At 36.1% G+C, this 3050-nt stretch carries 5 protein-coding genes; all 5 read right to left on the minus strand.

The features are described from left to right. Positions 1-593 precede the first annotated feature (593 nt). Positions 594-833 (minus strand): hypothetical protein, encoded by a 240-nt coding sequence (locus H4J75_RS19400; RefSeq protein WP_182223023.1) that lies wholly within the window; start codon positions 831-833, stop codon positions 594-596. Between the two features lie 109 nt (positions 834-942). Continuing rightward, positions 943-1272 carry a CPCC family cysteine-rich protein gene (locus H4J75_RS19405; RefSeq protein WP_182223024.1) on the minus strand — a complete coding sequence of 110 codons (330 nt, stop codon included), beginning with the start codon at positions 1270-1272 and terminating at the stop codon, positions 943-945. Positions 1273-1390: 118 nt separating this feature from the next. Continuing rightward, entirely contained in the window at positions 1391-1762 is a 372-nt protein-coding gene (locus H4J75_RS19410) for a hypothetical protein (protein ID WP_182223025.1), read from the minus strand. Positions 1763-2269: 507 nt separating this feature from the next. Continuing rightward, the gene (locus H4J75_RS19415; RefSeq protein ID WP_182223026.1) at positions 2270-2500 is read right to left on the minus strand and encodes a hypothetical protein; all 231 of its coding nucleotides are present in this window, start codon (positions 2498-2500) and stop codon (positions 2270-2272) included. 125 nt (positions 2501-2625) lie between these two features. Then, positions 2626-3050 (minus strand): hypothetical protein (locus tag H4J75_RS19420; protein WP_220465371.1); only part of this gene is annotated, 425 nt, incomplete at its 5' end.

The following is a 3050-nucleotide window of genomic DNA, read 5'->3' on the forward strand; positions in this document are numbered from 1 at the left end:
GCCAAGATCACTATTTGTAATCCCCTCGAAGAAGATGTGCCCAACCTGTTTACCTGAACAACTACTTAGTAATAAGGCGACTAAAAAAATGGATGTTCTCATACATATCCTTTGCATATAACGCCTCATTAAGAGGAAATTTATAGTTGGCTAAAATGTTGAACGCAGTGAAAACAGCCAACTGTAAATTTTCCTGCTTTAATGACTTGTTATTGCTACTTTCGCTGAGCTAGAACAAGCCTTAACAACGGTTTAGCTACAAGAAAAATGAGGCTTGCCATTATTAGAATAAACACACCAAGTCTCTCAAATTCACCCAAACTAAAAAATATCGAATGTTCATTTGGACTCATTATTTTCAGGTTGGCAAAAAGGCCAATACCAGAAAGAAACACGAGAATTATTACCATTAAAATAGTCCTTAATGGCTCCTTATATTTATATTCTGCTTTGTCATCCTGACTCAAGTCATACTCCAAAAACTAGGTAGCTATAACGCCACGTTAAGCGGCAAAAAATTGTTGGCTAAAATTGTGAACGGAGTGAAACAGCCAACTGTTTTTTGTCCGTTTGAACGCCTTGTTATATGGCTGTTACTCTTGATAATCTTTTGGTATTTCAGCCTCAAATACTTGCTGAAGTTTTAATATTACATCATAAGGTAATTCAGCTTCCATAGAAGTAAACTGAACTTCTTTCTTGGAGTCATTACGAAATATTTCAGCAACAAAAAAATCTTTGCCATCTTTTAATTCGTTTAACTCAACGCCAATTCCGTTACGCTCTATATCGCTAGCAACTTGGAATGTGAACTCACGACCATTTATTATCATCTAAACCCTGAGAGCCATATAACGCCTCATTAAGAGGCAAAAAATAGTTGGTTAAAATAAGCGACGCAGGAGCAAAAACCAACTGTTTTTTGTCCTTTTGAATGACTTGTTATAAGGTATTTTCATCCGGTCGATATTCATAGTTATTTCGTTCTTCAACCGATATGACGTTCTTAACCATCTTCGATTCGGAAGCACCATATTTATGGAAATTTTCCCGACCTTGTCTGATAGTTAAACCATGATTTGCACCAGAAGGTTCATCTAATTCCCAACCGGTGCCTTCATCTTCCCAGAAGCAAACTGGACAAATCAAGTAATTTCCACTCTCAGCAATACTAATGTACTCACAACATTCGCATTTAACGCGAGGTGTGGGATCTTCAGGAGAATACCACATAGGTTTACGCTTAAATAAATTGCGGATTACACTGAACATCCTCATACCTTATAACGCCACGTTAAGCGGCAAAAAATTGTTGGCTAAAATTGTGAACGGAGTGAAACAGCCAACTGTTTTTTGTCCGTTTGAACGCCTTGTTAGGCAGTTTGTGCACCTAAGGTACGTATACCATTTCTATCTTAAATTTATATTCATTATTGGTTTCATATACTTTTGCAGATAATACTAAATCACTTCGACCTTCACCTAAAGTCCAAAGGTCTATAATCACATCCCAATGACTTCCCATCCAAAGGTAAATTGAAGAGTCCCATGTTTCAGCTGGTAATTCAGTTAATTCTTCACCATAGGATTCGATGTTATCTTCGATATATTTTGAATCATCAAGACTTAATGACGGCACGTTAGGTATAGTAGAATTGACTAGGTAATCTTTTTTTGAGAGTACTTTTGCAATTTGGCAAAAAACATCTCGCCATACCTGCGGTATTGGCAATTCATTTTCTTCGTCCTTGATTACTAACATTTTGATGTTCTCCATTATCTATTTTCGACTCCAAACTTCTGAACTGCCTAACGCCCCATTAAGAGGCAAATAATAGTTGGCTAAAATAAGCGACGAAGGAGCAAATAGCCAACTGTTATTTGTCCTGCTTGAATGGCTTGTTATACGTAAAAAGGGTTAATCACTACTTTTATCAAAATAGACAACTACTGCTACAAGGACAGGTGGAGTTAGAGCTAATATTAGAAAGCCTAGTGATACACGAATAAAGCCTTCAGTATCCAATGGAGTTGAATAATTTGATATGAACTTATAAATACCTATAGTAATAAGCACCAAAGATAATGGCCACATGCGCTTTACAGATTTTATGAATATATTTTTCAAATCGTTCCTCCTGGATATTGGATAACCATGCAGACTAGGGCATTTACGTATAACGCCCCACTAAGAGGCAAATAATAGTTGGTTATAATAGAGAGCGAAGCGAACAAAACCAACTGTTATTTGTCCTGCTTGAGTGGCTTGTTATGTGTAATTAACTCTTTTAATAATAATTTCACCGGTACTCAAAACGATAATTTTAACTTCATTATGTTTTGAAACATCAATTTCTAATTCTTCATTAGGATCGATACCATTGAGTTCATTCACTACTAGCTCTGTATATTCTTTAACATTAATTGGTGGGTTAGTTGAACCATCTAGTTGCATTTCTAGCCTGCGCTTGAAAATAAGTAAGAGTTCATGAGCTTTCAAGTGACTCTCCAGTTCAGTTTACACATAACGCCACGTTAAGCGGCAAAAAATTGTTGGCTAAAATTGTGAACGGAGTGAAACAGCCAACTGTTTTTTGTCCGTTTGAACGTCTTGTTATGTGTTGATTACACTCGACTTTCGATTTCAAAATGCTTGCCATTAAACCAAACGTGCAAATACTTTGAGTCGATGCGTACATCTATAGTTGGTTCGAAATAATCATGAACCGTTTCCCATGAAGTGCCATTATTTGTGACACTTTTTATTAATTCAACTTTCTTACTATTGAATCTAATATGATTACCTTTATTACAGTCTGGGCATACATACCAGATAGTTTTCATCTCTGGCCAACTAAATACGCTATTCGATAATGCGAACTCTAAATTAAAACTAGCTTTACAATTGATACAATTCATAAAAACACATAACGCCCACTTAAGCGGACAAAAATTGTTGGTTAAAATGTGAAGCGAAGCGGAACCTAACCAACTGTTTTTGTTCCGTTTGAAGTGCTTGTTAGGTAAGTTTAACACCACACTTTTTGCAT

The sequence above is a fragment of the Colwellia sp. BRX10-1 genome (genome assembly GCF_014077545.1).
Taxonomy (GTDB): Bacteria; Pseudomonadota; Gammaproteobacteria; order Enterobacterales; family Alteromonadaceae; genus Colwellia_A.